We start from the raw sequence: 23,412 nt of genomic DNA on the forward strand, positions 1-23,412 counted from the left end.
GTGCCAACAGAACCACTTAAATTAGATAGAACTGCGACTCCTATATTCGGTAAAGACCGTTTTTACGACTTTTAGGCGCATTCTCTATATATAGATAGCCATCCAATACAGTAATTTGAATATCCTCAAAAGCGGTAATTTTGAATTGATCTGGGACTTTAGCGTTTTCTCCAGAATAAATAAGATCAAAAACTTTTCTATTTATGTCAGATAGCTCGACAATTCCTGTGCTATATTTTGAATTGCGAACATATACGAATTGGTACTCTGACTCTAAACAATACTCGATACCACTCACTAACTTATAAGTAGTATTTTGGGTTAACGGAAAACAAGCAGAAGCACTTGCTGAAATTAAGGAAAATAACAATAAAAACAATAACCTTGACATCTCACATACCTTTAATCGAGAATGTAAAAAAGAATTAACATCATAGGTACATATGAAACTATGTCAATATATAAAGTGTGCAAATACGCTCTTAGTGCTCTAATCGTTTTCACCTTGAGTTATTTGACAACCCTATTATTAAAAAACAATGAATATTATGGTTTTATGGAATACAGTGCTGGAATAAATGCTTTTTTTATAAGCTTTTTTTCTTTTGCTTCATTGTATCTTGTCAATTACTTGGAAAAAATAAAGGGTTGGGGTTGAATGTTGTCTGGGTGTAGAAACCCCGTGCATCCTCAAAGTCCTTACTGTTACAACTCTATGCAGAGTTGACCAGAATCCTTTTTGCCCTGATGCCTTACGTAATCTGTACATTCAAGCCTATCGTCTCGACCTCAACGCCAGGTAATCTTCGCAGTAACTTTGCCATAACCTGCCGTAGAACTTAATGAAAATAAGACAAAAATCCATAAAATCAGTTACTTAAACACACAGACTTGTATGTAAAAACAGTTAAAAAAGACAATTTATACCTTTAAATAACGCTGTTTTACAATGAGTGCCGCCATTTTTGCCGCCATTTTTTGAGGGTGACTCAACCAACAAAAAAGCCAGCGTTGAATCCATCAACACTGGCTTTTGTTTAGTTAAGCCGATGAAAGAATCAGTCTACAAAATACGGTAATTTCTCTTCGGTCAGAGCACTGCCTCTCGCAAAGTCAGTATGCTTCGTTACTTTACTCACGTTCCAGTTAGATAAGTCTTGGTTAAAGACATGATTCAACTTGAACATCTCTTCCATATTCTTCACATTCGACATATCCCAGGCACCTATATCTTGGTTGAATGATTTTGTGAAGGCGAACATACCAGCCATATTCATCACATTTAATGTATTCCAATTACCTATATCTTGGTTAAAAACATCTGCGTATGAAAACATCTCTTTCATATTCTTCACATTCGACGTATCCCAATCACCTATATCTTGGTTAAAGGCTTTGGCTGCTCTAAACATCGAACCCATATTTACGAGGCTCGATGTATCCCAGGCACCTATATCTTGGTTAAATGCTTCTGTGAAGGCGAACATACTAGCCATATTCACCACATTTAATGTATTCCAATTACCTATATCTTGATTAAATGCGTCCGCACCATAAAACATATGCGACATGTTATCAACATTAGATACATCCCAATTACCTATATTTTGGTTAAATACTTTTGCGTGGGAGAACATGTCATCCATACTCATCACATTTGATACATCCCAATTGCCTATATCTTGATTAAATGCGTCCGCACCATAAAACATAAAGTTCATATACCTCACATTTGACGTATCCCAATGACCTATATCTTGGTTAAAAACCGTATCCCTAAACATACCTTTCATATTCCACACTCTCGATGTATCCCAGCGCTTGATATCTCGGTTAAAGGCTCTAGTAGCATAAAACATGGCTTCCATACTCGTCACACTCGATGTATCCCAGTGCCCAATATCTTGGTTAAAGGTTCTGGCAAACCCAAACATGTCAGATAGATCCGTCACTTTAGATGTATCCCAGTACCCAATATCTTGATTAAAAGCTACTGCTAAATAAAACATGGCTTTCATACTCGTCACATTCGATGTATCCCAATAACCGATATCTTGGTCAAACGCTTTGGCCCTAGAAAACATGGCTTGCATATCCGTCACATTTGATGTGTCCCAATCACTAATATCAGCATTAAACGATTCACGTCCACTAAATACAGAGGCCATGGACGTTACCTGTGTGGTACAAAAACGAATTGAGCCTTGTTCTAAGTTATCTAATAACGTTTTATTTTTAATTAAAGTGTTATCCACTACGAGATAAATTTTCCCGTTTTCAATCATTACTGAGTTAACGGCTTGGTCAGGGCATTTTACTGAGATATCAGCAGCAAATGCGGTTTGGCTAGTGAGCGCGGCTACGCCCACAAGAAGTGAGGTTATGGTTCTTTTCATTGTATTTTCCTAGGGTTGAATAGACGTTATTGCGTAAAAGCTGGAAGACTATCTTTAGACAGGCCACTGTCTTTTGCGAAGTCGGTATGGCGTGAGACGCGCTTGACGCCCCAGTGGGTTAAGTCTTGGTCAAAGCGCTTGGCATCAGAGAACATACGGTCCATATTGGTTACACGAGAGGTGTCCCAACGGCTGATGTCATGATTGAAGTATTGGTCTTTAGCGAACAGGTCACTCATGTCTGTTACGTGAGTGGTGCAGAGTTGAATGTTTCCATCCAGAAAGTTTTGCCAATAGTCTGAGTTGCGAATGAGTGCGTCGTTGACGACTACAAACAATTCGTCTTCTTGAACCATGACGGTTCCTGGTTTGTTGGACTCACAGGTGACTATTTCAGGCTCACTAGCAAAGGCTTGGCTACAACTTAGTAGCGCACAGGCGGAAATAATCGAACGTAGCTTCATGATTAAGATATCCGTGTCTTATAAAACAAACCTTGATCATATAAAAAGCGACGTTTTCAATTTCACTAATGTAGGCTTTATATTAACTAAAGAAGTAGAAATGCATTCTTCTTCTCAATAATTACCCACCAGTAATAACAGGAAGCATTATAAGTTAGTCAGGTTATGGGATATATCTTTACCAGCACTCAAATACTGGGCTTAGTTTGGTAATAGAATTTCAACAAATTTCTTTTATCGAAACGACACAAACATATCATTTTACTTGCCCATTAATTAGCCTAATATTCGCGCCGCATAACCCTTAACTTACACTTAATTCATAGGCGCAAAACATTGGAAACCACAGCCATTCCTTCTGTATCACCTCGAGTCACAGTTCCTGTTGTAGCACTGTCCCTTTATGCGGTCGCATCGGGCTATTTGATGAGCTTGATCCCTCTTATGCTCGGTGAATATAACATCTCTGCTGATTACGCGAGTTGGTTGGCAAGTGTATTTTATGGTGGCCTATTGGTGGGTGCGATTATCTTTGAACGTATTGTTCGAAGCACTGGCCATCGTAAAGCGTTTGTCGGCAGTTTGGTGACGTTCTCACTAACAATTGTTGCCCTTCCACTGATTCCAAATGGCATGATATGGCTTGCTGCACGCTTTATCGCTGGTATTTCGGTTGCTGGCGTATTTGTGATTGTCGAATCATGGCTAATGTCCGGCGATGAGTCTTCACGTGCTAAGCGCTTGAGCCTTTACATGCTATCCCTATACGGTGGTTCTGCTCTGGGTCAGTTTGGTATTGGTATCTTAGGTGTAAGCGGTGGCGTTCCTTTTATTGCGATCACCACTTTGATCCTTATGGCAATTCTGGTTTTGCTTTTTATTGATTGCGAACAGCCAAACAGTCATGAATCAACAGCACTATCGTTTAAGCAAATTTCTAAGCTAAGCCACGCAGCAATCATTGGTTGTATTGTTTCGGGTTTAACTTTGGGTGCAATCTACGGCCTGATGCCAGTAGAGCTTGCAAACCGTAAGATTAGCCACCAAGACATAGGCACACTGATGGCGCTCGTGATCCTTGGGGGCATGCTGGTTCAACCTGCGGTGACCACACTGAACAAATACATGGCTCGCACCGTGCTAATGGCGTTCTTCTGTATCCTGGGTATTTTCTCTATTGGTCTGACTTTTGTTTCTTCATCAGCAGAAGTATTGGCTGGTGCCTTGTTCCTGTTGGGCGTGGCAACCTTTGCACTGTACCCAATCGCGATTAACTTAGGTTGTGAAGGATTAGACGAACGTTTTATTGTATCCGCAACACAAGTCATGCTGTTTAGCTACAGTATTGGATCGGTGGCTGGCCCTGTGGTTGCCGATGAATTCATGGGTCAAATGCATGGCTTATTGGGTTACTTGTTTACCGCTCTGCTTGCGACTTGTATCTACATGCTAATCGCAGCAACAAAATCAAAACATCAAATGGCAGCTGGGCTGTAATATCAACGAAACAAAATACAAAACGAGGGTCTAGTATCCTCGTTTTTTGTTTTCCATCCGCTTGTGGCGATTAGATGCATTGGCAGCAGGCTTGTCAGGAACCTCGTGCTTCTCATGTAACAAGTGTCGAATCGCTAAGATTGGATGTTTAAGCAACATTCTCGGCCCCGAGTAGCGCATGACTAAACGCATTTGCTCTTTAGGCTCGGGTTTGTAGCAATGAATTGGGCATTGATTGCAAGTCGGCTTGCCCTCGCCGTAAGGACAACGATCAAGCCGTACTTCTGCATACTCTAACAGTTCGTGACATTCTGAACACAACTCGCCTTTCGTGCCATGGTGATCTTTGCAATAGACCTCCACCATCGCCTTGACAGTTTTAAATTCAGTGGCAAGTTTGCCTATTAAAATGTCGCTCACTGTTTCCTCACGCTAACGCAGTGTGGGAGGCGTGCAATTGCGAGTATTTTCATAGAGGATCCATTAGGGTTGTAACTTGATGGAAAAATCACTATCCTGCCTCGCTAGATTAAAGGACCGACACAATGAACCGCAAGAAGAAAATCAATTCGATCTTAAAAGCGAAAATAAAGAAGCAAAATGCCAAGCTGCATAAGAGCAACAAACCTCGCTACATTTCAAAAGCAGAGCGTGCGAAGATGGAAGCCGAGGAACAAGCAAATGAGCAAACTTCTCCAGTGACTGAAGCAACGCAAGCTACAGATGAAATATAAAAGACAAGCCGCACCGTGCGGCTTTTCTTTCGATCTCAGATCAATGCAACTCTCTGTAAATCACTCAATTGCTCTCAAAAGCATACCGTGAGAAGCAATTAAAGGAGAAAGTCTTCATCGATAGCAACAAAGTTGTCGGCACAATCGATTAAGTTTTGGGACGTTAATTTTGGTACGCCATAAACCGTTACTTTTTTGTTGAAGCGCTGCTGAATGCGCTCGACAAGCATACTAAAGTCGCCATCACCAGAGACAAGAATGATCTCATCCACTTCCGCCGCCGCTTCAATCGCATCAAGCGTGATACCCACATCCCAATCCCCTTTTGCGCTGCCATCACGACGCTGGATGTAAGGCTTAAGCATCACCTCAAAGCCGACACCTCGCAATATATGGTGAAATTGACGCTGTTTGGGATCATTACTTGCGATGGCATACGCGCGTGCGCTTGCCACTTCTTTCCCATTCGTCGCCACATACCAAAACTGGTTGTAATCAAAATTGCTGCGGTACGCTTCACGACAGGTGTAATACACGTTTTGCACATCGACTAAGATTGCGATCTTTTGTTTACTTTCAGAGTTCATCTATTTAAACCGCTTTATTTGTTTGCCGCCTACCCTATGCCACTTTGCATCAAAGCACAATGAGCTAATTCCACTAAACTTACCGTATAACTTGGTATTTCGATTTCAAGGAGTGAAGCCATGAGTAAAACAACCATTACCTTGTTGCTTTCCTGCCTATTATCAAGCCCTGCACTTGGCTACCCTGCTTATGCCCAACACTGGGCTCATCGAAGCGTGCTTTATTTTGCGCCCGAAAATGACGATCACGTTAAGCAATTCTTGCTAGAAGCCCTCATGAATGAATGCGAGCTGGAAGATCGCGATGTCATCACCCTTGTCATCGCAGAAGACGGTTACACAGAACCTACGTGGCTTAAGGAAGAGTTTGACTTGAATATGCTCTCCAAGCTCTACGAAATTGAACAAGGCCAGCACACGGCAATTCTCCTCGGCAAAGATGGTGAAGAAAAACATCGTTGGGGAGCAAAAACCGATTGGCAGTTCATCAATAACCTGATCGATGAAATGCCGATGCGCAAACAAGAACTGCAACAAAAACGTAGCCCTTGTGCTATCTAGAGCTTGCTGCGCATTCGTCCTCTACCTTCCAAACCAATCCAGTTTGTTATGCAGTTGCGTCACACTCCCGACGACAATGAGCGCAGGACTCACCGCTCTCTTCGCCAAGCATGTTAATTCGTTCAGCTTTCCTTGGAAAACTCGTTGCTCTGGTCGCGTCCCGTTTTCAATGATGGCGCATGACATTTCTGGGTCCAACCCATGAGTGATGAGTTTATCCATGATGTGTCCGCTTTGCTTTAACCCCATATAGAATACCAAGGTGTTATTTGACTGCGCTAACGCGTGCCATTCAATCTCACGACCATCTTTTTGTACATGACCAGTAATAAACTGAACGCTTTGAGCATGATCGCGGTGCGTTAATGGAATCCCCGCATAAGCCGTTGCGCCTGCCGCCGCCGTGATGCCCGGAACGACTTCGTATTTAATACCGAATTCTGCTAACTCTTCCAGCTCTTCACCACCACGACCAAAGATAAAGGAGTCGCCCCCTTTTAGGCGTACAACGCGTTTTCCTTCTTGCGCTTTTTGTACCAAGATTTGGTTAATTTGCTCTTGGGGCACGCAATGAAAGTCCAACTTCTTGCCCACATAAATCATCTCTGCTGAGGCCTGAGCCAGTGCAAGTATGCCATCCGACACCAATCGGTCATACACCACAACGTCAGCCGCTTGAATGGCTCTTAAACCTTTTACTGTGAGTAAATCTGGATCACCTGGACCGGCCCCAACAAGAGAAACAAAGCCGCTGTGTAAGGGAAAGTGAGAAGTTGTCATATCAACGCCTATCGAGAATTTTGGGTATAAAGAGAACCTCTTTGTAAAATGTTCTTTTTATAGCCAAATCGTTTATTTATGGATGCGGAGAGAGACTCCCCAGCACGATGAAGGTGTGAGTCGGGAATCTCTGTGTTTAATGTGATAGAGCTTCCCGACTCTTGTACTGCCTAGCGCAATACAGTTTCGATTATTTAGCGATTACAGATTCTGCCTTTACTTCTTGCTCGGCATTGAGAGAAGGCGCAGTTTTCACGTGAGTTAGGTACAGTGGAATGCACGTCATTACCAGACCACCAACGATGTTACCCAGAATCGTTGGGATGAGATTGAAGTTCAACCAAGTCGCGATTCCAAAATCAGCGCCGAGAATCATACCGAGTGGAAATAGAAACATGTTGACGACTGCGTGCTCAAATACCAACGCGAAGAAGATGAAGATTGGGAACCACATCATTGCAACGCGACCAGACACAGAACGAGCCGTCATGTTGCCAATAACGCCCAAGCAAACCATAAGATTACAGAAGATGCCACGCACGAAACACGTGATCCATCCGTCCATACCCATGTTTTCAAACCCCAGACTGCGCGCTGTCGATACAGCAATAAATTTTTTCGCAACGGCATTCAATTCTAGAGAAAAGTTACCTGTCAATGAGATGGCCACTAAGTAAGCAACGATCAAAGAGCCAATTAGGTTACCTAAACCAACCAGCCCCCAACAACGCAAGATACGCCCCCAAGTAATGCCAGGACGGTTGGCAAACTTAGCTAAAGGGGCAAGACCAAAGATTCCCGTCACTAGGTCATACCCCATGACGCTTAAGATCACAAAACCAACGGGGAAAACGAGCGCGCCCACAACACCGACACCGGTTTGAACTATGGTCGTAATCGCAACCACAACCGCCAGTGAAAGAATGATGCCTGCCATCGTACCGCGCAGAATCAAATCACGCGTACTGGTGTTGATTTTCGCTTCCCCCACGTTGATCATGGTTTGAACGAATTCTGCGGGCTTAAAATCTGTAGACATGAAGGTGTCCTTATTCAAAAGTGAAAGTTAAAAGTTAAAAGTGAAAGACTGAATAGAAAAAAGCTCGCCGCTGAGTAACATCTCGTTTCCTGCTCCAGAAAGGTAACCACTGAAAGCCTTTGTCTATTTAATCTAGATCTCGGTTTATTCCCTCCCCCTTAGAGGAGGGAATGAGAACCAAGCTTATGCTGAAATTTCTACTTCGCCGTTGGTGATGCGCGTTTTGTACGCTTTGACATTAAAATGCTCATCTTCCATGCACACACCTGTTGTCAGGTTGAAACGTTGCTTTTTAAGTGGACTGGCCACCCAAAGTTCACCTTGGTGCTCACAGATCAAACCGCGAGAAAGCACGTTTGACTGAAAAAACGGGTCTGTATTACTTATCGCCAGAACTTGTTCGGCTTGAGTTGGACGGAATACCGCAACTTGCTGACCATCAACCAAGGCACAAATGCCCGTACCCGGTACGATGTCGCTGATTTGGCAAATCTTTTCAAATGACATAATCAACTTTCCCTTACGCTTCAGTGATCGCTACGTGTAAAATATCGCCTTTGGCTTCCGGGTGTTTTTCCGTAAAAGTTGCTGGGCGGTGCTGTTCGCGCTCTTGCACAAACGCAAGGTTGTCATCGCGTTTGTCAGAGTTGATGAAATGTGCGAAACGAGTCAGTTGTGATTCGTCATTGATGGTTGCTGTCCACTCACACTCGTACTCGTCGACAAGCTTGGCTACGTCGGCTTCTAGTTGATCATTAATGCCGAGTTTGTCTTCAACAATCACTTCGCGCAGGTAGTCAACGCCACCTTCCATGTTTGCCATCCAAACTGATGTGCGTTGCAGTGGCGCAGCCGTGCGGATATAGAACATCATAAAGCGATCGATGTACTTGATTAGCGTTGCTTTATCGAGATCACTCGCGAGAAGGTCGGCATGGCGTGGTTTCATGCCACCGTTGCCACATACGTACATGTTCCACCCCGCGTCCGTCGCGATGAGGCCAAGATCTTTACCTTGCGCTTCTGCGCACTCACGAGTACAGCCAGAAACACCGAATTTCATCTTGTGAGGTGTACGGATACCTTTGTAACGGTTCTCGATGAAGGAACCCAGACCAACGGAGTCTTGAACACCGTAACGACACCAAGTTGATCCTACGCAGGTCTTCGCCATACGAAGTGCTTTGGCGTACGCTTGACCCGTTTCAAAACCAGCGTCGATAAGCTTGCGCCAGATTTCTGGAAGGTCATCTTTTTGAGCACCAAATAAACCGATTCGCTGAGCTCCGGTTACCTTGGTGTATAGTTTGTATTCTGCAGCAACGTTCGCCAGTGCACCCAGTGCTTGAGGCGTTACTTCTCCACCCGCCATACGTGGAATAACCGAGTAAGTACCGTCTTTTTGAATATTACCTAGGAAGTTATCATTGGTGTCGTGCAGCTTGACCAGTTGTGGCTTAAGAATGTGCTCACCCCAGCAAGAAGCTAAGATAGAACCAGCCAGTGGTTTGCATATTTCACAGCCGTAACCTTGACCGTACTTCTCTAGCAGCTCATCAAACGTTTTGATCTCTTCAATACGGATAAGGTGGAACAGCTCTTGGCGAGAATAAGCGAAGTGCTCACACACATCGTTCTTCACTTCGATACCTGATTTGGCGAGCTCAGCATTGAGAACTGAAGTCACTAGAGGAAGACAACCACCACAGCCAGTACCCGCACCAGTCACGGCTTTGATGTCGCCCAATGTATGGTGACCATCAGCAACCGCTTGCGCTATCTTCCCCTTAGTGACATCGAAACATGAACAGATCACCGCACTTTCTGGTAAGGCGTCTGCACCCAATGAGGGCTTTTCAGCGCCAGCATGAGCTGGAAGGATCAACGCATCTGGGTGATCTGGTAGGTCGATTTCGTTCAACATCAGTTGAAGCAGATCGCCGTAATCAGAGGTGTCACCAACCATTACGGCACCGAGCAGTTTCTTGTTATCTTCAGAAACGATAAGACGTTTGTAAACCTCTTGCTCATCGTTTTGGTAAACGTAGCTCTTACAGCCTTCTGTACGACCGTTCGCGTCACCAATAGAGCCGACTTTCACACCAAGCAATTTTAGCTTTGCCGACATATCAGCGCCTTCGAACTTGCTTTCGTTGTTACCAAGCAAATGATCCACTGCTACTGTCGCCATCTTGTAACCAGGAGCAACAAGGCCATAGAACATTTCGTTCCAAGACGCGCACTCCCCGACAGCGTAGATGTTTTCATCAGACGTTTGGCAATGGTCGTTGATCGCGATACCGCCACGAGGGGCAACGTCTAAACCCATTTGGCGAGCCAGTTTGTCTTGAGGACGAATTCCTGCGGAAAAGACGATAAAGTCAGTTTCTAACTCAGTGCCGTCCGCAAAACGCATGACGTTACGAGCGTTTACGCCCTGCGCTGCAATTTCAAGCGTGTTTTTGCTGGTGTGAACGTTCACGCCCATACGCTCGATCTTTTGGCGAAGTTGATTACCACCAGCAAGGTCAAGTTGCTCTGCCATTAGTTTGGGTGCGAACTCAACAACGTGTGTTTCTACACCCAAGGCTTTCAGTGCACCTGCCGCTTCGAGGCCGAGTAAACCGCCACCGATCACCACTCCTGATTTGCTGTTCTTAGCGCACGCTTCAATTGATTTTAGATCTTCGATAGTACGGTAAACAAAACAATCTTTGCTTTCGTGACCTTTGATAGGTGGTACAAATGGGAATGAACCAGTTGCAAGAATCAGCTTATCATATTGAACTTCACGACCTGAGCTTGAGTGCACAATGCGGTTTTCACGGTTAATGTTAATCGCGCGTTCACCGATCAGCATGTTTACGCCATGTTTCTCGTAGAAGCCTTCTTTAACTAAAGACAGTTCATCTGCCGTATGGTGAGAAAAATACGAGGACAGGTGCACACGGTCGTATGCGACACGAGGTTCTTCACAGAAAACCGTCATGTCTATATCTGACATATCAGCTTTCTCGACTAAGTCTTCGATGTAACGGTGGCCTACCATCCCATTACCGATGACGACTAGCTTCAACTTGCTCATTGTACTTCCTAAGGGTTAGGTTCTTATTACTGAGCGCATTGTTAAATGTGAAAGGAAATTAATACATGATGTAAATCAATTACAGATTCAAACTACCCTAAAGGGGTAGAAACCTTTTAAGGGCAATATGTAAGTCTTTGTTTTCGTTTTTTAAACAAATTTATGTCATCCAGCTGAAATAAACACCACATATTCGTCATATTTCTTCACAACAAAGATAAAGCAAACCACTAGCCGCCTACTTTTTAATCACATCAAGCCGTGTTTGATAGTTACGAATGACCAGTTTCTTACTGCGATTGCTACAAGTAGTGTTGGCAAAAATGCTCTTGACCGAAAAATCGTTGATCGAAATGTTGTAGGTAGATTTAAATCGTTAGAAGTCTGAGGTTAGGGGTTTAACTTTAAAGGGAATAGTTGAAGCTGATGGGAAATAGATAGGAATGAACTATAAATAGTGGAGGCGCCTCCCGGAGTCGAACCGAGGTCCACGGATTTGCAATCCGCTGCATAGCCACTCTGCCAAGGCGCCTTACCTATTTATTGTTCTCTGCCGGATATTGAATCCATGCATTAGATTATGCGGATGGTGCCCCGGGCCGGACTTGAACCGGCACAACGCGAACGTCGAGGGATTTTAAATCCCTTGTGTCTACCAATTCCACCACCAGGGCAACGCAATCAATGCGATGGTAACACCATCTGCTCTAACGGGCTTTGCCGTGAGAACGAGGTGTACTTTAGCGGATTCAGAATCTAGGTCAACAATAAATTTTATCTTTTTGATTCATACGATTAAAAAACAGACGCCACCGTTCACTACTCAAGCAATTGGTTTAAGGTTTCAACAATTATACCCAAGAGAACGGCAACACTTTCAGTCACTTTCCAGCGCACATGCTCATATCTCCAACAAACCTCCTCTATATTTAAGCCCGTTTTGCCCTGCTTTTTTCCACTTTGGAGAAGGTTCATGGGTTTTTCATGTTTCAAGTCTAAGGTTTAGGTTGATTCAAACTAGGTAGAAAAACGTGAAGCCATTAAAACGATACCAATACGAACGCTACGCTTTGCTGCCTCGTCTACCCTAGCCTAATTAAACAAACGCCCAATGACTATGATCTTAGCGATTATGCGCAGTTCAGCAACACACTATCTCAATTTAATATTCCCATATGGAGGTTAATGTTACATGCATCTACTAATCCAGCTTTAATTCTAACTAGCCTCACACTTTAAATATCCAATAAGTAATATCTTGGCAGTTTTATATCCTATAAGCTTTAATTAATTCCGAATTAGGATGTTTAATTTCAACAATTATACAAAAGGATAAAAAATGAAATTTACTATTCCACTAATATTATCAGCAGCAGTACTGTTACCTAACATAAGTGTTGCGGAAGAAAATCAAATTCAAGTCACTTCTGATAAAGAGCAAGCTGTCAGCCATAATCAGCCCGCTCACATTGCAGGTTACCTGCCCATCGAAAAAAGTAATATTGCGGGTTACCTGCCTTTCAAAGTAGGTAATTTTTACTCTATAACTACTTCTGATGGTCAAAATTTTACGGTATATGTAAATAGCATAAAAGGTTCATGGCTAATTCATGGCGATCAGTATTTTAATATCGACAATATTGTTTCTGTAATAAAAATTTGAAATTCCTGACCTTTTAACGATAACGGTGGTTTCGTTAACGCTAATTTCGTTAAACCTAAGCAGAAGATAAGTGCGAAAAGAGTCAGTATTATACTGACTCTTTATTTTTGGCCGAATCACAACGACGCTATTTCTTTATCTAATTGGTACTTATTGTCTGTTACGATGCGCTCTAATATTTCCACACGCTGTTTAAGGTCTTCGACTTGCTTGTTGAGGCTATCTCTCTCTTCCTGATTCATCTGTTTACGCTCTGAAACCTCGAGCGCTTTCACTTCCTTGCGGTGATTCAGAACCAACTTAACAATACCACCACCAAATATTGCACCAAAGATAATCGCAATAGTAAGAACTTCTTGCATACATTTCCTCCCTTAATCTGCATACAGACAATAAAAGTTACGCATTTATGGTATGAATATCAAACTAAGCATTAATCAAATGCACGTTATTTTCGAAATTGGTCACACAGGCGGTTTTGCGTTGACGAAATCACGATAATATCGGGAATCATTTAGACACAGCAATTACAGTTGCGCTTGTAGCGATCCATTTTACCTATGCCGGGGTTAAAGGTATTGGTTGGATCAAGTTGATGGTAGAACTTCTGTAACGAATTTTCCGCTTCGTATAAATGCCCTACGTTGTGCTCTGCTGGATATTTCGCACCGCGGCTGTTCAGATGCTCCAACATCAGCTTCTTCATCAGCTTGGTATCTGTACCCTTCTTAAAGACGTAGTCTTGATGGAAGACATAACATATAAAGTGACCATAATAGAGTGACTTCACCAAGTTCTTGCTTACTTCTTCTGGTAAAGTCTCCAGCCATTCATTGTCGTTACGCCGTAACGCAATATCGAGAGCGACAATGTCTTCCACCTGCTTACGGTGAATGGTTTCGTAACGAATGGCGGCACCTGCGGCAGCAAAGCGATGTAGGTACGCTTTCTTGCCCTCTTCTGGTGTACACACGAAGAAATCACTGTCGTGTCCCGCGGCCCAAACCTCTTTAAGGTATTTTTTCGCTTCGGCTATGCCAGCATCACTCATCTTTAGGACAAGGTGGTGCTCGTACTTATCGCGGAATTCCAACATTCGCTTTGGAAGGTGTTGTGGGAACAGTTTGCTTGCATAATACAAGATTGTATCTGGCAGGTATTTACTGACTAAAGGGATACGCTCTAAGACGTTTTCAACCTTGGCTTTTAACGAGAACAACTTGGGTAGCCTATCAGTACCCAATAAGTCGATAGATAAAAACACATCTTTACCGTACTCTTCCGCCATGTTGAAGATATCACGATGAAGGTATTCACCCATTTCTGGTAAATTTTCAAACTGAGTCAGGAAGTCTTTTCGTAGCTTGGTGAGTTTATCCGGATCGTTAGTTCCTAAATAGAACACCAGCTCTTTCTCCGGGATTGGATAGCTATCGACTCGAACTGCGAACACGCCAAGTTTACCTGCACAACCACTTGCCTCATACAGACGACGTTCATCAGCATTAAAACGTGACGGGATGTCAGAGCTAATATCGCGGATACGCTCTTCATACTCCTTATCTGACGCCATGCGCTCATCATGAATGACTTTGTCGGGGTTGAAATTTCCCTCTTGAATGTTTTGCAAGATCTCTTCAGGTGTCGAGCCTAACCCTTCGATACCAAGATGATTCACAAGTTTAAGCTGACCGTCTTTGTCGACCTGGGCAAATAGGGCTAACTCAGTGTATGCCGGACCACGTTTAACCAAAGCGCCACCAGAGTTGTTTGCAATTCCGCCCACCACGGTTGCGCCAAGAGATGATGACCCAATAATCGAGTGCGGAGCCCGATTTACCGCTCGCAGCTCTTTTTCTAACGAATGCAAACTCGCGCCCGGAAGACAAACCGCTTGCTTACCACCATCCAGCAGAAAGATTTGCTTCATTTTGGTAATGTTGATCACCACGACATCACGATCGTAATCATCTCCACTTGGCGCAGAACCTTCGGTTAGGCCCGTCTTAGCCGCCTGCATGATAATGATGCAATTATTATCCACACATTGTTGGATGACCTTCCACTGCTCTAACACAGTATTAGGAAATATTACCGCCAATGCTGTGCCGCCTCCAGAGCGAAACCCGCTGCGGTAATATTTGGTTTTGATATGATCGGTCAGGACGTTTTCTTCCCCGACGATAGTGACAAATGCATCGATCAGCGGCTTTTGTTTCATATTCGTATCTCTAATAATTATGCCAAGACAAAGCGGCATTAATTATTTAAAATCAGTTGATTACAATGAAAAGAACGATAAAATCGACTGAACCATTTTTCGTTTCCAAACAAAAATAATAACAAAAAGCATGATTAACAAACGTGCACAATATCGAAGAAAGAGAAACTACAAGAGTGGAACGTTGGGGGATGACTCCCCCAAGGTAGTGAAAATAAAATGGACTAGTAAAGCCAGTTCTGATTTGAGCCGATTCTATTATCCCTTTCTAGAGAGCCTATGAGCGGATTAAATCCGTAGGGCTGAAGTAGTCTTGCTTCGCTGTCGTGATCATATAAGGTCAATATTCCACTTGAGCTCATCCCCTGCCACTTGCGTATCTCGACTGATTTTCCATTTGGCTTCAACTGGATCCCCACTGCCTTTCTCCGCAGTTACGCCGTCTATAGTCACATTTGCCGGGTATTTTTCTATAGTTATAATCGCGTAATCATCTGATTTGGGCGAAATTTCCACAACGTCGGACTCTAATCTGATTCCCTTTGAGTTAAAAACCTCACTTGTATATTCGATATGAAATCCTGAACGGGGAAATGTTGTCTCGCTCTGTAATTTCGATTTGAATACAAACATTTGCTGGGCAGTTGTCTTACCTTGAATAAGTTTACCGATGAGATCGCCGTTACCATCTCTTCTAGAAGGTTTAGCAATACTTGAAATATTTAGGCTGTGCTTATCAGATGGTGCTCTACGCCGATTCCAATCACTATGTACAGTATTGTTCTTCAGTGCTTTACCTTGATGCACATTTACCACTTTTTCTTTAGTTTCCCCTTGTGAAGGAATAAATAATCCTTTATCCATAGTGGCAATACTAAAACTGCGTTTATTACTCACTTCAAGTTCTAAATTACCAAATGAATCCTTCTTCGCTCCGATTTTTCTCACTTCAACACAAGCATTACTTAGTACACTACCCTCTGGTGTCGACTGAGTTTTGATTTCAGTTAAACTTTCAGAAGACTTCAGACCATCTACTGGAGGCTGTTTATCTCCGGGACTCAGCTTTTGAATAGAATTAGTAGCTTCATTCATACTTCGACTAGATTTACTTAGTGAGAGATTGGGACTAGCTGATGTAATTTTGACACTTGGCTCATTACTAGAGGACGGCGCAGATATACCGGCGGTTAAATTCGGGTCAATAGGTCTAGCTGTAATTTCTGGCATGGTATCAGTTAACCTCTGATGAAGTTGTTATTGTCAATTTTAAAAGGTGAATCATTCGTTAATTCAAATGATTCACTAATGGTATTTTTTGCTTCATGTAATATCGTCGTAAAATTTCCGATAATATTAGCGAGAATATTTACATCTAACCCTTCTACCGGGTGCTGATAACGGAGTAAAACCCGATTATCTTTAGGATCTAGAGCAAAATATGCCTGACGTAAGATAGAACTGTTAAAATTATGATGAAGCAATCGAATCAAAAAGTGATTATCTTCGTTATCTGGTATGGAGCCTAAATCAGCAAGAAGTTGTAAGTGCGAACTACCGACTATCATATCAATAGCTACATCAACCCCTGCTTCTGTTTTAAAAGCACATCGCCCAGAATCATCAAGCTTTAAAAAGCCTAAAAGCCATGTTCTACCGAGCTCTTGAAGCAGGTTATCTATTATTTTTTGTTCGTTAGTCATAAAGGTTATTTAAATTATATACTCAAGACAAGCTTAAACAATACCCTATTAAAGAGTACTTTGTTGAATTAAATTAATTGAGTTAATTGAAAATACCGACCCCTACCATTCGTATTTCACTACCTCAAGGGGAAGTAGATTAGTAAACCGATGGTACCCACTTAAACATTGAATTGTTATTAACAATGGCCGTTAGTTTTTATATAACAGAAGTTAGAATCAGACACAAAAAAACCAGCTTTCGCTGGTTTTTTTATTGATGCTTTCGCACCTGAATATCGCTATTGCCATATTCAATAATATGGAGGCGCCTCCCGGAGTCGAACCGAGGTCCACGGATTTGCAATCCGCTGCATAGCCACTCTGCCAAGGCGCCAAATTGTTCTCAACACTCAAGGGCGCTGCCCTCTGCGTTGGTTGGTACTTTACGGATTAAGCAAACATAGTCAAACAAAAATCCCTCGTTTGTGTTTGTTTGCTTTTTTTTAAACCAATCCGACGTGAATTCGAACTAAGTTTCCAACTCACCTTCTTTTCATTTGAAGTCACTAGGGTATATAAAACACAAAATCAGCAATCACTGGCTGGTTTTGTGTTTCTACTTTTATCATCAATCTTCGTTATGAACGGTTCGCAACCTGTTTGAACAACCGCCCGACAACGTTTGGATGGTAAGACCATGTATGATCAAACATCGACATTAACGCTGGATTGCCGTATTTCGACAAGCTGATGGCATGGAAGCGGTTCTTCTTCGCTTTCAACGCATCGACTTTCGCAAGTAATTCGTCTTGTTGCTTGGGCGCAATAAAGTCTGAGATCACAACCATGTCGGCGTTTTTGTATTTATCACTGTTCATTAAATCGATCGATTTGATCAAGGTCGGCTCTAAATCTGTGCCGCCATGGAAACTGTAAGTCAAAAAGTCTGCGGCCTCCCTTAAACCATCTTGACGAGTGAGCTCGTAAGTAATGTGTTCTGTGGAGAAGATGATCACATAACAGTCGCGTTGCTCTGCCAGCGCAATTTGCATGAGCGCGTAAGCCATGGCTTTGGCACATTGTTCCGGGAAGCCACTCATCGAACCTGACGCATCGACACAAACGATAAACGGTCCTTTTTCAACATCCACCGATTTGTGGTCTGGTTTGTGCGCTTTCACTTTACGCAGTGTGCGAGACTTGCCTTGCGTGCGGTAGTTCATCAAACGTTTGTCGACCAAGTGCTTATAAAACACCACTTCCAACTCTGGGTAAGCCAAAAACATGGTTTCGTTGGGCAGCAACTTGTTGAGATCGTCACTTTCATGAATGCCGACGATGTCGTCTGTCGCTTCCTCACTCTTTTCCTCGACCATTTGCAGCTCTTCTGCTGGTGCACGATTGAGGTCTGGGTCGTTCACTTGCCCTGCCATACGGCCAAGCTGCTCCGCGATGTCCTGCAAGCCTTTGTGTTTCTTAAGTAAGTCTGCTGAACGCTTCATCACGGTTAAATCGGTTTTGCTTAGCTTAGCTGCCGCCATGTCCCACAGTCGCCCTACGCTTTCCTCATCACCGGACTCTGTCACGTTTTCCATATTGCGCATGGTTTCCATACGCTGATAAAGATCGTTAAGCACTTTTTCTTTATTCTCTTCAAGTTCAGAGACTTGTGCTTGCTTGATCGCTTCTGCAAGGCTTTGATACCACTGGTCACAGAAGTAATGAGGAAACATTGGGTTATTCACGCCCTTGTTCTTCTCAATCATACGGCGCGCTTGCATATAAAATGCTGAGTGCCACTCAAGTTGTTTGATCACATCATCTACGCGTTCGAAGAACTCGTTTTCATCCCAGTATATGACTTCTTGGTAAAGTGCGAGTTCTTGTTGAAAACGCTCGGTTTCACAAACCTTTGTCATGCGCTTTTTCACATTGCCACGCCATTTAAGCAGATGATTTTTCACTGAGGTTTTAATGCCTCTTTTTTCTGCCATCATCATGACCTGTGAACGCCCCATTAAGTCGTTAACGGCACTGTCAATGATGCCAGAATCCGCGACCATGAGCGCTAAGTTAAGTCCGTCTGCACCTAACATGTCATCTCCCTAAGAGAAAAACTGATGTAAGTTTTTGAAGCGTTGAATGATCTTCTCGCTTTCACCTTGTATAGACTCAAGTCGCTGGCTCACCAGTTGCAAACTCGACTCCATGAGACGTGGTAACTCTGGATCCACAAAACTGTGCGGTAATGCCCCATGGAAATTGGCTTTTACCTTACGCATGTGATGTTCAGCTTCACTTAATTGGCTGACTGCTTTTTCGCTCTCAGCCAACCATTTCTGGTAAAGATCCGCATCTAACCCTTGCTGAGTAACCAAACTCACCAGCACACCACGATTGGCAATGTCACGGATCACCAGATTGTTGGCTGCATCAACATCAAAACGCAGACGACACATGTTGCTATTTTGGTTTACATAACCATACACATCGCCATGCCCCTCTTTGATCACTCGGTCAAGTTCGTCTTTTGGAACGTATACCCAACGGCTGTCACCCTTCTCCGATTCAGAAACCGACATGTTGCTCTGCAGGATTACTAGTTTGACCAAATTCACCGCCGCACCGACTTTGTAGGATTTGGCATCAGAAGTATCGAAGCTCATGCTCTCTTTGCGAAGTAGGCCTGCGGCAGCTTCCGTGTTCAGTGTCATACGGTATTTGTCTTCAAGCTCATGTTGAATATCCACCAAAGAGTCACGGCAGAATTCAATCTCTTGCTCGGCATCTTGCTGGTCAAAGGCATATTTGAGCGCAAAATCCTGGATGACATCGCGCACAACATCGCGTGATTCAGGGGTATTCCATAAACAATCTTGCAGTAATAGAAGATCAAGCGGGTTGATTTCATCACGACCATTAAAGAAGGCGCTTGCTTTGAGCAGTTTCACCGCCTTTTTCCAACGACGGTCAGACACGTACATGTCCGTTCGTGCTGCCTCGCCGAACTCTGACTCCACTTTGGTTTCCAACATGGTTTTTAATTGGAAAAGCTTTTCGAATGCATTGTCGGTCAGAGTAAGAGTGTCGAGTTGTTGCTGCCAACGATGATACTCTTCGTCTGTAATCGCGAGTCCCTCTGGGATTTCTGCCTCTTGCGAAGTGCCCACAGTCAGCATGGATTTAAAGTTTTGTTTGTCTTGAATTCGGTTTACAAACACACGCACAAGCATACGGTCATAAAGGGCGTCTAAGCCGCTGTCTTCATCGGGTAGTTCATTCGATGCAGAAATCAAAAGGCGCATGGGCACACGTTCGATATCACACCCGTTTTTAAATGTTTTTTCATTCACAACGGTTAAAAGCGTGTTTAAAATCGCCGGGCCCGCTTTCCAGATCTCATCGAGGAAAACCACCTGTGCCGTTGGCAGGTAGCCTTGGGTAAGGCGAACATAGCGACCGTTGTCTTTCAGCTCTTGAATGCTCAGTGGACCAAACACTTCTTCGGGGGTTGAGAAACGTGTCATCAAATATTCAAAGTAACTCTTATTATCAAAGGCTTGGATAAGACGTTTGGCGATTAAGCTTTTGGCAATGCCCGGAGGACCTAAAAGGAAGACGCTCTCGCCCGCAAGAGCGGCAAGAAGACAAAGTTTGATGGTGTGCTCGCGTTCGTAAACGCCGTCGGTCAATGCTTTAGCCAGCTTGTTAATGCGCTCTGAAAGAAGCGCCTTTTCTGCATTGGATCCGAAAGATGGTTGAATCATGAAAGCTCCGGCTGTTGAACTAAGGCGGTATACTTAATTTTATACATTTGTTATCACTTTGTTACAAGTGTATTTTTTAGTTAACTTCGGTTATACCAGATGCACTTCGCGCACGTGCGCGAGTAACCATAGTTTTCATTTATGGGGCATAAGTCACTGAAATTATTTATCTCAGGATAACGAAATCATTTTCTACTTTTGTTTCACGCGGTTTGTGGTTAATGTGCAAAACACGTCAACACGCGTGACAGCTAGGATCCACAACTGCATGAGCAAAACAATTTATAAATGGAAGCAGATTTCCCTGATTGAAGAGGAAGTCAAACTACCAACTGGTCGGATGATCACACATACCACTATCCAACACCCCGGTGCTGCCGTTATCTTACCCATTACTTCAGATGGCAACATCGTGCTTGTTAATCAATTCCGCCCCTCTCTTAACAAGTGGCTGCTTGAGTTACCAGCTGGCACGCGTGAAGGTAATGAAGATCCTTTGCATTGTGCCCAAAGAGAGTTAGAAGAAGAGACAGGGTACAGCGCCGAAAAGTTTACTTCGCTCGGTCAAGTTACCCCTCTCGCTGGTTTCTGTGATGAAATCCAGTACTTGTTTGTCGCCGAGCGACTGAGCAAAACCAATCGATACGAGTGTGACGACGACGAAGTGATTGAAGTAGTGACATTGTCACGTAAAAAGCTCGAACAACAAATTATTCAAGGCACCATCACTGATGCCAAAACCATCGCTTGCCTGAGCAAAGCTCGTCTTTGCGGTTATATTTAGGTCTTTTTGACCGAGGAGAGAATTATGGACTTTCGATCAGATACTGTTACGCAACCTACCCAAGCCATGCGTGAAGCCATGTTTAACGCGCCTGTCGGAGACGATGTTTACGGTGACGACCCAAGCGTTAATGAGTTAGAACAATTTGCTGCTGAGCTCGCTGGATTTGAAGCTGCGTTATTCACTTCATCTGGCACGCAGGCAAACCTACTTGGGTTAATGGCACATTGCGAACGCGGTGATGAATACCTGTGTGGCCAGCAAGCACACAACTATAAATACGAAGCTGGTGGTGCTGCGGTACTGGGCTCTATTCAGCCTCAACCGATTGAAAACAACCCAGACGGCACTTTGCCATTTGATAAACTAGAAGCCGCGATTAAACCTGATGATGCGCACTTTGCACGTACTCGATTACTTAGCCTAGAGAACACCATCAACGGTAAGGTGATTCCTCTCTCTTACCTTGCACAAGCACGTGAGTTCGTGAACAAGCACAATTTGCAGATGCACCTAGATGGCGCTCGTGTATTCAACGCAGCCGTTGCACTTGATGTTCCGGTTAAAGAGATTGGTCAATACTTTGATTCAATGACAATCTGTCTGTCGAAAGGGCTCGCTGCTCCTATTGGCTCATTATTACTGGGTAATAAAGAATACATCGCTAAAGCGCGTCGCTTGAGAAAGATGGTCGGCGGAGGCATGCGTCAAGCTGGTATTCTTGCAGCAGCAGGCAAACTTGCCCTTACCGAGCAAGTGGAACCACTGAGACAAGATCACATCAATGCAAAAACCTTGGCGGAAGGCTTGGCGAAATTGCCGGGTGTCTCTGTTAATCCAGAACTTGTTCAAACCAATATTGTATTTGCCAAGCTTGATCCACAAATCGACATAGCGAGTATTGCAGAAAAGATGAAACTGCAAGGCATCACGATTACTCCGGGGAATCCTATCCGTTTTGTGACCCATAAAGATATCTCGGCGCAGGACATAGATACTTTCCTATCTAGCTTTAACTCTTTTCTTTAATCCGATGCTTTAAAAGCTACGCTCTAAACCTACTACTTTAGCAAAAATTTTTATCATTGAGCTTCCCCAAAAGGGAAGCTTTTCTGTTTCAAACCTGTATTTTAAATGATGACGGTTTACGCGTTCTTAATGCATTGTGTCTAATACAAGCACCTAATTCATAAAATGAATAATTATGGACGTTGCGAATCTCCACAAAGCTCATACGGTCCTCATTCCCACAACATCGAATCCAAACCATTAACTAATGACATATTAATCATTAACCTTACCCTATCCAGATCAAATTATTGGTGAATTTATAGTTATTAAAGCCAGTTAACGTTGACTTTTTATTCTATTTTATCGATATTTCATGCCATATATAATTCGACGTGAAATAGATTATGTCTCATACACACGCTCAGCCATCAGAATCGGCTGCAGCCTCTAAAACATGGCAAATGCCTGATACCCTCATTTTGATCTTCATTGTTGGTATTCTTGCGGCGATCCTTACCTACTTAATCCCTGCTGGTCATTTTGATAGCCAACAGGTGACGTACATGGTCGATGGTGCAGAAAAAACTCGCACGGTAATCGACCCGTCATCTTTCTCTTATGCCATCGATGAAAGCGGTGAATTGGTTTACAACAAGGTTGGATTGTTTGCTTCAGGCGGTGGCATCGGTCTGATGAACTTCCCATTCGAAGGTCTGGTTTCAGGCTCTAAATGGGGAAGCGCGATCGGCGTGATCATGTTTATGCTGGTGATAGGTGGTGCTTTCGGCGTTGTAATGCGCACAGGGACAATAGACAACGGTATCCTTCGCCTTATCGACAAAACCAAAGGTAACGAAGCGCTTTTCATTCCCGTTCTGTTCTTATTGTTCTCTTTAGGCGGCGCAGTGTTTGGTATGGGTGAAGAAGCCGTCGCGTTTGCGATTATTATCGCCCCGCTCATGGTACGCCTTGGCTACGATGGCATTACAACGGTAATGGTTACCTACGTGGCAACTCAGATTGGTTTCGCAACCTCTTGGATGAACCCATTCTCAGTCGCTATTGCACAAGGTATTGCGGGCATTCCAGTTCTATCTGGTATGACAATTCGGATGGGATTATGGGCTGCATCACCGCA

Annotated in this window: 21 protein-coding genes, 3 tRNA genes and 1 pseudogene; 7 read left to right on the top strand and 18 right to left on the bottom strand. The window is 43.5% G+C overall.

The window, feature by feature from the left end; all coding sequences use genetic code 11:
- Nucleotides 1-40 precede the first annotated feature (40 nt).
- The 3 genes from AND4_RS16115 to AND4_RS16130 all read right to left on the bottom strand — a co-directional run bounded on the left by AND4_RS16115 (nucleotide 41) and on the right by AND4_RS16130 (nucleotide 2,860).
- On the bottom strand, nucleotides 41-391 hold the full coding sequence (locus tag AND4_RS16115) for a hypothetical protein (RefSeq protein ID WP_009844041.1): 351 nt from the start codon (nucleotides 389-391) through the stop codon (nucleotides 41-43).
- A gap of 667 nt (nucleotides 392-1,058) precedes the next feature.
- Nucleotides 1,059-2,396: a BspA family leucine-rich repeat surface protein gene (locus tag AND4_RS16125; protein WP_009844042.1), complete on the bottom strand. Its 1,338-nt coding sequence runs from the start codon at nucleotides 2,394-2,396 to the stop codon at nucleotides 1,059-1,061.
- Between the two features lie 26 nt (nucleotides 2,397-2,422).
- The gene (locus AND4_RS16130) at nucleotides 2,423-2,860 is read right to left on the bottom strand and encodes a BspA family leucine-rich repeat surface protein (RefSeq protein ID WP_043991793.1); all 438 of its coding nucleotides are present in this window, start codon (nucleotides 2,858-2,860) and stop codon (nucleotides 2,423-2,425) included.
- A gap of 336 nt (nucleotides 2,861-3,196) precedes the next feature.
- Between AND4_RS16130 and AND4_RS16135 the strand changes: the two genes are divergently transcribed.
- A complete protein-coding gene (locus AND4_RS16135) occupies nucleotides 3,197-4,357 on the top strand; it encodes an MFS transporter (RefSeq protein WP_009844044.1) in 1,161 nt (386 codons plus the stop codon).
- Nucleotides 4,358-4,387: 30 nt separating this feature from the next.
- Here AND4_RS16135 and AND4_RS16140 read toward each other — a convergent pair whose 3' ends face one another.
- Nucleotides 4,388-4,777: a nitrous oxide-stimulated promoter family protein gene (locus AND4_RS16140; protein WP_009844045.1), complete on the bottom strand. Its 390-nt coding sequence runs from the start codon at nucleotides 4,775-4,777 to the stop codon at nucleotides 4,388-4,390.
- A 125-nt stretch (nucleotides 4,778-4,902) separates the two neighbouring features.
- On the opposite strand from AND4_RS16140, the gene AND4_RS16145 reads away from it, so the two are divergent.
- Nucleotides 4,903-5,091: a DUF2986 domain-containing protein gene (locus AND4_RS16145; RefSeq protein WP_009844046.1), complete on the top strand. Its 189-nt coding sequence runs from the start codon at nucleotides 4,903-4,905 to the stop codon at nucleotides 5,089-5,091.
- 98 nt (nucleotides 5,092-5,189) lie between these two features.
- Here AND4_RS16145 and AND4_RS16150 read toward each other — a convergent pair whose 3' ends face one another.
- Nucleotides 5,190-5,678, bottom strand: a complete 489-nt coding sequence (locus AND4_RS16150) for an NYN domain-containing protein (protein WP_009844047.1) — start codon at nucleotides 5,676-5,678, stop codon at nucleotides 5,190-5,192.
- A 120-nt stretch (nucleotides 5,679-5,798) separates the two neighbouring features.
- Here AND4_RS16150 and AND4_RS16155 point away from each other — a divergent pair, with 120 nt between their 5' ends.
- Nucleotides 5,799-6,239, top strand: coding sequence for a DUF4174 domain-containing protein (locus AND4_RS16155; protein WP_009844048.1), 441 nt, complete (start codon nucleotides 5,799-5,801; stop codon nucleotides 6,237-6,239).
- Between the two features lie 21 nt (nucleotides 6,240-6,260).
- On the opposite strand, the gene cobA is transcribed toward AND4_RS16155, so the two are convergent.
- The 6 genes from cobA to AND4_RS16185 form a co-directional block, all read right to left on the bottom strand.
- Nucleotides 6,261-7,019 carry a uroporphyrinogen-III C-methyltransferase gene (cobA, locus tag AND4_RS16160; protein ID WP_009844049.1) on the bottom strand — a complete coding sequence of 253 codons (759 nt, stop codon included), beginning with the start codon at nucleotides 7,017-7,019 and terminating at the stop codon, nucleotides 6,261-6,263.
- 190 nt (nucleotides 7,020-7,209) lie between these two features.
- Nucleotides 7,210-8,058 carry a formate/nitrite transporter family protein gene (locus AND4_RS16165; protein ID WP_009844050.1) on the bottom strand — a complete coding sequence of 283 codons (849 nt, stop codon included), beginning with the start codon at nucleotides 8,056-8,058 and terminating at the stop codon, nucleotides 7,210-7,212.
- Nucleotides 8,059-8,241: 183 nt separating this feature from the next.
- On the bottom strand, nucleotides 8,242-8,565 hold the full coding sequence (gene nirD, locus AND4_RS16170; RefSeq protein ID WP_009844051.1) for a nitrite reductase small subunit NirD: 324 nt from the start codon (nucleotides 8,563-8,565) through the stop codon (nucleotides 8,242-8,244).
- Nucleotides 8,566-8,578: 13 nt separating this feature from the next.
- Complete coding sequence (gene nirB, locus AND4_RS16175; protein ID WP_009844052.1) at nucleotides 8,579-11,143, bottom strand: nitrite reductase large subunit NirB; 2,565 nt, start codon at nucleotides 11,141-11,143, stop codon at nucleotides 8,579-8,581.
- 458 nt (nucleotides 11,144-11,601) lie between these two features.
- Nucleotides 11,602-11,675 (bottom strand) — tRNA-Cys (locus AND4_RS16180).
- A 55-nt stretch (nucleotides 11,676-11,730) separates the two neighbouring features.
- Nucleotides 11,731-11,817, bottom strand: a tRNA-Leu gene (locus AND4_RS16185).
- Nucleotides 11,818-12,482: 665 nt separating this feature from the next.
- On the opposite strand from AND4_RS16185, the gene AND4_RS16190 reads away from it, so the two are divergent.
- A complete protein-coding gene (locus tag AND4_RS16190) occupies nucleotides 12,483-12,806 on the top strand; it encodes a hypothetical protein (RefSeq protein WP_009844054.1) in 324 nt (107 codons plus the stop codon).
- 116 nt (nucleotides 12,807-12,922) lie between these two features.
- Here AND4_RS16190 and AND4_RS16195 read toward each other — a convergent pair whose 3' ends face one another.
- The 7 genes from AND4_RS16195 to AND4_RS16225 all read right to left on the bottom strand — a co-directional run bounded on the left by AND4_RS16195 (nucleotide 12,923) and on the right by AND4_RS16225 (nucleotide 20,479).
- A complete protein-coding gene (locus AND4_RS16195; protein WP_009844055.1) occupies nucleotides 12,923-13,168 on the bottom strand; it encodes a hypothetical protein in 246 nt (81 codons plus the stop codon).
- A gap of 152 nt (nucleotides 13,169-13,320) precedes the next feature.
- A complete protein-coding gene (gene dld, locus AND4_RS16200) occupies nucleotides 13,321-15,027 on the bottom strand; it encodes a D-lactate dehydrogenase (protein ID WP_009844056.1) in 1,707 nt (568 codons plus the stop codon).
- 330 nt (nucleotides 15,028-15,357) lie between these two features.
- A complete protein-coding gene (locus AND4_RS16205; RefSeq protein WP_009844057.1) occupies nucleotides 15,358-16,257 on the bottom strand; it encodes a hypothetical protein in 900 nt (299 codons plus the stop codon).
- An 8-nt stretch (nucleotides 16,258-16,265) separates the two neighbouring features.
- The gene (locus tag AND4_RS16210; protein WP_009844058.1) at nucleotides 16,266-16,730 is read right to left on the bottom strand and encodes a type III secretion system chaperone; all 465 of its coding nucleotides are present in this window, start codon (nucleotides 16,728-16,730) and stop codon (nucleotides 16,266-16,268) included.
- Between the two features lie 302 nt (nucleotides 16,731-17,032).
- Nucleotides 17,033-17,106 (bottom strand) — tRNA-Cys (locus AND4_RS16215).
- 244 nt (nucleotides 17,107-17,350) lie between these two features.
- Nucleotides 17,351-18,808, bottom strand: a complete 1,458-nt coding sequence (viaA, locus tag AND4_RS16220) for an ATPase RavA stimulator ViaA (RefSeq protein ID WP_009844059.1) — start codon at nucleotides 18,806-18,808, stop codon at nucleotides 17,351-17,353.
- Between the two features lie 9 nt (nucleotides 18,809-18,817).
- Nucleotides 18,818-20,479 (bottom strand): ATPase RavA domain-containing protein, encoded by a 1,662-nt coding sequence (locus tag AND4_RS16225; protein WP_009844060.1) that lies wholly within the window; start codon nucleotides 20,477-20,479, stop codon nucleotides 18,818-18,820.
- Nucleotides 20,480-20,747: 268 nt separating this feature from the next.
- Between AND4_RS16225 and AND4_RS16230 the strand changes: the two genes are divergently transcribed.
- The 3 genes and pseudogenes from AND4_RS16230 to AND4_RS16240 form a co-directional block, all read left to right on the top strand.
- Nucleotides 20,748-21,263: an NUDIX hydrolase gene (locus tag AND4_RS16230; protein WP_009844061.1), complete on the top strand. Its 516-nt coding sequence runs from the start codon at nucleotides 20,748-20,750 to the stop codon at nucleotides 21,261-21,263.
- Nucleotides 21,264-21,287: 24 nt separating this feature from the next.
- Entirely contained in the window at nucleotides 21,288-22,292 is a 1,005-nt protein-coding gene (gene ltaE / locus AND4_RS16235) for a low-specificity L-threonine aldolase (RefSeq protein ID WP_009844062.1), read from the top strand.
- 386 nt (nucleotides 22,293-22,678) lie between these two features.
- A pseudogene (locus tag AND4_RS16240) lies at nucleotides 22,679-23,412 on the top strand (putative basic amino acid antiporter YfcC); the annotation flags it as partial.

The organism is Vibrio sp. AND4, from assembly GCF_000171815.1.
In the GTDB taxonomy this organism is placed as follows: domain Bacteria; phylum Pseudomonadota; class Gammaproteobacteria; order Enterobacterales; family Vibrionaceae; genus Vibrio.